This is a genomic window from Balneolaceae bacterium (genome assembly GCA_034521445.1).
GTDB lineage: Bacteria > Bacteroidota > Rhodothermia > Balneolales > Balneolaceae > JAXHMM01.
In genome coordinates this window covers 669,516-675,708 of the sequence record JAXHMM010000005.1, presented here as the reverse complement: position 1 = coordinate 675,708, position 6,193 = coordinate 669,516, and the positions used below count along the sequence as shown (strand labels likewise).

The window sequence follows — 6,193 nt, the reverse complement described above, 5'->3', positions numbered from 1 at the left end:
CTTGTTCTTGTAGTCGGTCACGTACCAGCCGTCACCCTTGTAGACCACACCCCCGCCGCCGGAAATAATGCGGGTGACCTTCTGTCCGGTATCGGGGCAGGTCTTCAGGGGATTGTCGTTGATGCTTTGCTGGATCTCGAATCGGGTACCGTCTTCTCGCTTGTATTCGTATGTAGGCATGGTATAGGTATGTTCGGTGGTTCTGGCGTCAGGGCTGCAGGGAGGACAGACCCTCCTTCAGCCGTTTGACCCCCTCTTTGAGTTCCTCCATGGATGCGGCGTAGCTCAACCGCATGCCGGCCGGTTCGCCGAAGGCGTCGCCTGGCACGGCGGCCAGCCCGTGCGCCTCCAGGAGGTACATGCACAGGGCAGTACTGTCGGCAATTTCCGTGCCATCGGGCGCGCGGCGTCCCAGGTAGGCCGAAATGTCAGGAAAGAGGTAGAAGGCGCCTTGCGGCTTGAAGCATTTCAGCCCTTCCATCGAAGAGAGCGCCTCGAACAGGTAGTCCCTGCGGTCGCGGAAGTGGTCTCGCATGGTGTGTACGGCGGAGAGATTGCCCCGGTAGGCGGCCTCCCCGGCTTTCTGGGAGATGGATGAAGGGGCGGAGGTCTCCTGGCTCTGAATGCGGGCCACGGCGTCGGCGATCTCCTGCGGGGCAGCCAGCCAGCCGAGCCTCCAGCCGGTCATGGCGAAGCCTTTGGAGAATCCGTTGATCACCACGGTGCGTCCATAGAGGCCGGGGGCGACCTGCAGGATCCCGGTGTGCTGCCCATCGAATCGGATGTATTCGTAAATCTCGTCGGATATCACGCAGATTCCTGGGCGCTTCTCGAGCACCTCCGCCAGCTCCGCCAGCTCCGCCGGACTGTAGCAGGTGCCGGTGGGATTGGAGGGTGAGCAGAGCATTACCGCCTTGGTGCGCGGGGTGAGAGCCTTCTCCAGCTGGGAGGGGCGCATCCTGTAGCTGTTCCCAAAGTCGGTGCGCACGGTGACCGGCGTTCCTCCCGCGATCCTGACCATTTCAGGGTAGGAAACCCAGTAGGGGGCGGGAATAATTACCTCGTCGCCCTCGTCAAGGAGTGCCAGGAGAGAGAAGCCGAGGGCCTGCTTGGCCCCGTTTGTGCAGACCACCTGGGAGGGGACATAGTCCAGCCCGTTGTCACGTTTCAGCTTGTCGCAAATGGCCTCCCGCAGGCCGGGGGTGCCCGTATTCATGGTGTAGCCGTGGAAGCCCGCCTCGATGGCCTCGATGGCGGCCCGGCAGATGTGGTCAGGTGTCTTGAAGTCGGGTTCGCCGGCACTCAGCGAAATGACCGAGCGACCCTGCCGCTGGAGTTCCTTGGCCTTGGCGGAAATCTGCAGAGTCTCCGAAGGGGAGACGGCGCGGGCGCGAGTGGAGATCATTTCGGCGGGGTTGCGGTGCGGATGTTTGCGAGAAGGAAAATAGAAAAAAAGACTTTCTTATCTAAGTCCTGCAGGGTGTGGCGGCAGGGGGATTAACCGCGGGGACGGGACCGGTTGGCGGCGCAGCTACCGGAGATCCCGATACTTCTCGCGAAGAGCGCGGGCCACATGTGCGGGCACGAAGGAACTCAGGTCGCCGTCCCAGTAAGCTATTTCGCGGACCAGGGAGGCGGAGATGAAGGTAAGCTGTTCATTGGGCATCAGGAATACGGTGTCCACTTCGGGGGCCAGCCGTCGGTTTGTGAGGGCCATGCGGAACTCGTATTCGAAATCCGACACCTGCCGCACGCCCCGCACCAGGGTGGTGGCGTCGCGCGATTTGGCGAAGTCGACGAGCAGCCCGGTAAACTGCTGCACCTCCACCTGTTCGGCCCAGGACGAGTTTTCCAGGCAACGGCGGATCATCTCCTCGCGCTCGTCGCCCGAGAAGACCCCTTCCTTGCGGTTATTCACCGCAATGGTTACCACGATACGGTCGAACAGCTTGGTGGCCCGCTCAAGGATGTCGAGGTGTCCGTAGGTGATGGGATCGAAGGAACCGGGGTAGAGGGCGAGCGTATCCATGCGCGGGTGTCGGTTGGTTTTGGGTTATGCTTCGGCCGCCTCGAAGAAACAGACGTAGGTGCGGCCATACTCCTTCTGCTGCAGCAGGCGGGGATGTTCGCGGAAGTCGTGCCGGCTGTCGTGCTCCAGGACGAGCCACCCGCCAGGATGCAGCCATCCCACTTCCAGGATGCGGTCCACCATCTCTTCCATGTGTGGATATTCGTAGGGGGGGTCGCATAATACGAAGTCGGCGGGCAGGGTAGGGCCCTCCAGGAAGTCTTCGACCCGGGTGATGGCGGTTCGGCAGCGATCGGCTACGCCGAACTCCTCTGCGAGTTCTTCGATGTGGGAGGTGTTGCGGGCGTCCTGCTCCACGAAGAGCACATGCTCCGCGCCCCGCGAGAGGGCCTCGAATCCCAGACCCCCGGAACCTGCAAAGAGATCGGTCACCCGTGCCCCCGCCAGAAACTTGCGCGCATCGATGACGGAGAACATGCCCTCCTTGACGCGGTCGGTGGTTGGCCGCACGTCCAGGGTTTTGGGAATGCGGATTTGCCGGCCTTTCAGGGTACCGGTGATAATGCGCATGGCAGAGAGTCAACTTCGTTGGCGTGAGGTAAATAATAAGAAAAAAACAGACCCCCTTCCGCCTCCCGACTTTCTGACTTCTAGACTTATTAGACTTTCCGACTTTAATTAGACTTGAAGCGAAAGAAGGATGGCGGGGAAAGCCATTTCCAGGTCAAAGCCGTAGGTGCGCTCGTCGGCCTCGATGCGAATGGCCTCCAGGGAGTTCATCTTCTGCACGGAGCCGGCGTCGTCCCAGAAGGGACGCAACACGTCGATGAAGCGGTGGGCTTGCTGCCCGTAGACGTAGACGTGGTCGTGAAGACCCTGCATCCATTTCTGTTCGGAGGCGTGGTGCAGCCAGAGGTAGGGAAGGTCGTCAACTTCGTCGAATTCGATAAAGGTGGTTCCCCGAAGTTTTCCCAGGATGAAAGAGCTCACGGAAATGCACTCCCCGAAGCAGCAAACGGTCATGAAGGAGCCGCCGGGATCGGCGTGGCTGATCCATCGCTGGCCGATTTCAAATTCGCTTACCAGGTCGACCGTAGAGGCGCTGGGGGCGATTTTTGGGAGTCCTCCGAGGGCGCCGGTGTCGCGCAGCATGAGCAGTTTGTAGTCGGGGTTGCTCAGGTTGTACCAGGTGGGCTGGATCCTTTGGCGGTCGGTGCCGCTCATGAGGATCTTCAGGTGCGCCTCACGCTCGTCCGCTTCGTCGTAGACCACCTTGGGAAAGATGGACCAGCATTCGCCGGTGGGAAAGGAGAGTATGCGAATATGGCGGATACCGAAGCGCTCCTTGAGCTTCTCCACTGCCTGCTGGATGCCGGGAAAGTGATCCTCGCGGCCCGTCAGCAGGGCCTCGGGAACGTTAAAGTTGAAGTCCACGCATCCGATACGGGAGAGTCGATTGCTGCTCCCGGGGGTGTTGACGGCATAAAAAAGCTGATTGCCGAAGAAACAAAGACCCAGCCCGGGATGTGTGTCCGCCATACCACCTCTTATTCCCAGCTGGCTGCGTTGAGTTCGGTGGTGTTGGTCAGGTCGCCGATATTATCTTCCGAATCGGGATCTTCCAGCAGGTAAATCTGCGGCCGCAGGGTGTCGTTCAGCGTGTACTCGAAACGATTGTGCGGGGGACGCGGGGAGATGATCAGCGAATCGGGGCTGTAGCTGCTTGGCGGCATGAAGGCGAAAAGAGAGTCGGCCTGGCGGGAGATGAGCGAATCGGTCATGACCCACTGCACGAGGGTGTCAAGTCCCCCTTCGGTGGGCGGGAAGTTGCCCACCGACTGTTCGTACTCGCGGAGGGCGTCGCGAACCAGGCTCATGCGGTGCCGTACCTGTTCGGTCATCTGCTCTTGCTCAAGGACCTCCTGGTACGGGTCGTTGATGGATCGGTATAAATAGTAGCCCAATCCCACGATCACGACGGCCAGGACAATACTTAGGATTTGATTTCTTTTATCGACATTCATCTTGTGCGTATTAACTATTTAGATAATGTTCAGCGGAAAAACGGACTTGAAAATAGTTGGCGAAGTATTGATATGCAACTATCGCCCGGAAATGGCGCTCTGGCAAACAAACTTTAATATCTGCTCCCTTCGAAGCGAATCCGGTTGGTGAAGGAACACCTTCTCTCGAAGGGGCTCTAAATGCTTTATCTTCGTTGGTCACGCGATATGTGACCCGTTTATCTTCAAACAAATCAAAGGAAAGACCATGGACATTCACATCTCAAAAATTCTGCTGGTGGCCTGTTCCATTCTGCTAGGCGGACTTATTGGACTGGAGCGGGAGTTCGCCGATAAACCTGCAGGCCTTCGAACCCACATGCTGGTGGCGGGGGCCTCCACACTGCTGGTCATACTGGGGGATTTCATGATCCGCCAGTACAGCGGCAGTCCGATGGTGGACGCCGTCATGGCCGATCCCATACGCATTATGGAGGCCATCATTACCGGTATCAGCTTCCTGGGAGCCGGCACCATCATTTTCCGCAACCGCGAGGAGAGCGTAGAGGGACTTACCACGGCTGCCTCCATTCTCTTCGCCGCGGCCATCGGCATCACCGTGGCCCTTGAGCAGATTGAGATGGCGGCCGTTTTGACCCTGCTGGTGATTCTTATTTTATTAGGCCTGGGGCTGGTCGAGCGCCGGATTACGCGATTCCGCGACCGGCGTCAGGACGCCAACCCGAACCAGCGCTGATCCCCACACCTTTCCCACGTGAACCGAAACGTCCTACGGCTCGCCCTGCCGAACATCATCAGCAATCTGTCGGTACCCCTGCTCGGTGCGGTGGACACGGCGCTGGTGGGGCACCTGGAGAATGTATGGTACCTGGGGGCCATTGCGGTGGGAGGGATGATTTTCAATTTCATCTTCTGGGGTTTTGGTTTCCTGCGGATGGGAACCACCGGCATCACCGCCCAGGCCTTTGGCCAGGACGACCGCACCGAAAGCGTGCTCACCCTGGCCCGCGCCCTGGCCGTGGCGGGCGTCCTCAGTCTGATCATCCTGCTCCTGCAAGTCTGGATCCTGGAGCTGGGCCTCTACTTTATCGATGCCTCCTCCGAGGTTCAGCGCTACACGCGGATCTACTTCAGCATCCGAATCTGGTCAGCTCCCGCCACCCTCAGCCTCTATGCGATCAACGGGTGGTTCCTCGGAATGCAGAACGCTCGCTACCCCATGATCGTCACCATCGTCCTAAACGCGCTGAATATCGTACTGGATGTGCTTTTTGTCTATGGCATGGGCATGCACGTCGACGGGGTGGCCCTCGGCACCCTCATCGCCCGCTACTTCGGCCTTGTGCTGGCGGTGGGGCTGCTTGCCTGGAAATACCGGGAATGGCTGGCTTCCTACGCACACGACAGGCTCTGGGAGCTGAAAGCCCTGGTGCGTTTCTTCTCCGTCAACAGGGACATCTTTATCCGCACCCTCTGCCTGATCTTTACCTTCACCTTCTTTACCGCGAAATCGGCCGGTTTCGGCGACACCGTCCTGGCCGCCAACTCCATCCTGTTGCAGATGTGGATGATCGTTGCCTACGGCATCGACGGCTTCGCCTTTGCCGCCGAAAGCCTGGTGGGACGATACACGGGCTCCGGGGAGCGCGACAAACTCGTGAAGGCGGTGCGCTGGTGTTTCCTCTGGGGCATCGGCATGGGGGTGACTGCGTCGGCGGTCTACGGGCTGCTTGACCGCCCCATTCTCTCCCTGTTCACCGACCAGGAGCCTGTGATCGCGGCCGCCCTGGCCGTTTACGGGTGGACTATTGTGGGTCCCACGGTCAGCTCCTTCTGCTATATCTGGGACGGCATTTTTATAGGAGCCACCGCTACGGGACCCATGCGCGACTCCATGCTCCTGGCCACCCTCCTGCTTTTTCTGCCGGCCTTCTACGCCTCGCTGGGCTGGCTGGGCCACCACGCTATCTGGCTGGCCATGGTGGTCTTCATGGTGGGGCGCGGCGCCACCCTCACCTGGTATGCGCGCCGGCACATCCCGGGCGTGATGGGCTCCTCCTGAGCCGTTCGAAAATCGGGAATAGTTGGTTATATTCGAGCAGGGTTTCGCCGCGAGGTCGGCCGCCCCCAAACGGTAACA

At 59.7% G+C, this 6,193-nt stretch carries 9 protein-coding genes; 2 read left to right on the top strand and 7 right to left on the bottom strand.

Translation table 11 applies throughout. From position 1 onward, the window contains the following. The 7 genes from U5K31_07175 to U5K31_07145 all read right to left on the bottom strand — a co-directional run. A partial coding sequence (locus tag U5K31_07175) for an FmdB family zinc ribbon protein (protein ID MDZ7772504.1) occupies nucleotides 1-180 on the bottom strand: 180 nt, incomplete at its 3' end. A 28-nt stretch (nucleotides 181-208) separates the two neighbouring features. Then, nucleotides 209-1,405, bottom strand: a complete 1,197-nt coding sequence (locus U5K31_07170) for a pyridoxal phosphate-dependent aminotransferase (GenBank protein MDZ7772503.1) — start codon at nucleotides 1,403-1,405, stop codon at nucleotides 209-211. 126 nt (nucleotides 1,406-1,531) lie between these two features. After that, entirely contained in the window at nucleotides 1,532-2,029 is a 498-nt protein-coding gene (gene coaD, locus U5K31_07165) for a pantetheine-phosphate adenylyltransferase (protein ID MDZ7772502.1), read from the bottom strand. 24 nt (nucleotides 2,030-2,053) lie between these two features. Further along, complete coding sequence (gene rsmD, locus U5K31_07160) at nucleotides 2,054-2,599, bottom strand: 16S rRNA (guanine(966)-N(2))-methyltransferase RsmD (GenBank protein MDZ7772501.1); 546 nt, start codon at nucleotides 2,597-2,599, stop codon at nucleotides 2,054-2,056. A 108-nt stretch (nucleotides 2,600-2,707) separates the two neighbouring features. Beyond that, nucleotides 2,708-3,568 carry a hypothetical protein gene (locus U5K31_07155; GenBank protein ID MDZ7772500.1) on the bottom strand — a complete coding sequence of 287 codons (861 nt, stop codon included), beginning with the start codon at nucleotides 3,566-3,568 and terminating at the stop codon, nucleotides 2,708-2,710. Nucleotides 3,569-3,576: 8 nt separating this feature from the next. Then, complete coding sequence (locus tag U5K31_07150; protein ID MDZ7772499.1) at nucleotides 3,577-4,053, bottom strand: hypothetical protein; 477 nt, start codon at nucleotides 4,051-4,053, stop codon at nucleotides 3,577-3,579. Nucleotides 4,054-4,063: 10 nt separating this feature from the next. Then, nucleotides 4,064-4,255 (bottom strand): hypothetical protein, encoded by a 192-nt coding sequence (locus U5K31_07145; GenBank protein ID MDZ7772498.1) that lies wholly within the window; start codon nucleotides 4,253-4,255, stop codon nucleotides 4,064-4,066. Between the two features lie 45 nt (nucleotides 4,256-4,300). Between U5K31_07145 and U5K31_07140 the strand changes: the two genes are divergently transcribed. Together U5K31_07140 and U5K31_07135 are read left to right on the top strand one after the other, a co-directional pair. Then, nucleotides 4,301-4,789 (top strand): MgtC/SapB family protein, encoded by a 489-nt coding sequence (locus U5K31_07140; protein MDZ7772497.1) that lies wholly within the window; start codon nucleotides 4,301-4,303, stop codon nucleotides 4,787-4,789. 18 nt (nucleotides 4,790-4,807) lie between these two features. Next, the gene (locus U5K31_07135) at nucleotides 4,808-6,115 is read left to right on the top strand and encodes an MATE family efflux transporter (GenBank protein MDZ7772496.1); all 1,308 of its coding nucleotides are present in this window, start codon (nucleotides 4,808-4,810) and stop codon (nucleotides 6,113-6,115) included. Nucleotides 6,116-6,193 lie beyond the last annotated feature (78 nt).

What these genes read in the sequence shown, in the direction of transcription:
- U5K31_07170 (MDZ7772503.1), bottom strand. Translation starts at nt 1,405, where the DNA reads ATGATCTCCACTCGCGCCCGCGCCGTCTCCCCTTCGGAGACTCTGCAG.
- coaD (MDZ7772502.1), bottom strand. Translation starts at nt 2,029, where the DNA reads ATGGATACGCTCGCCCTCTACCCCGGTTCCTTCGATCCCATCACCTAC.
- U5K31_07150 (MDZ7772499.1), bottom strand. Translation starts at nt 4,053, where the DNA reads ATGAATGTCGATAAAAGAAATCAAATCCTAAGTATTGTCCTGGCCGTC.
- rsmD (MDZ7772501.1), bottom strand. Translation starts at nt 2,599, where the DNA reads ATGCGCATTATCACCGGTACCCTGAAAGGCCGGCAAATCCGCATTCCC.
- U5K31_07140 (MDZ7772497.1), top strand. Translation starts at nt 4,301, where the DNA reads ATGGACATTCACATCTCAAAAATTCTGCTGGTGGCCTGTTCCATTCTG.
- U5K31_07155 (MDZ7772500.1), bottom strand. Translation starts at nt 3,568, where the DNA reads ATGGCGGACACACATCCCGGGCTGGGTCTTTGTTTCTTCGGCAATCAG.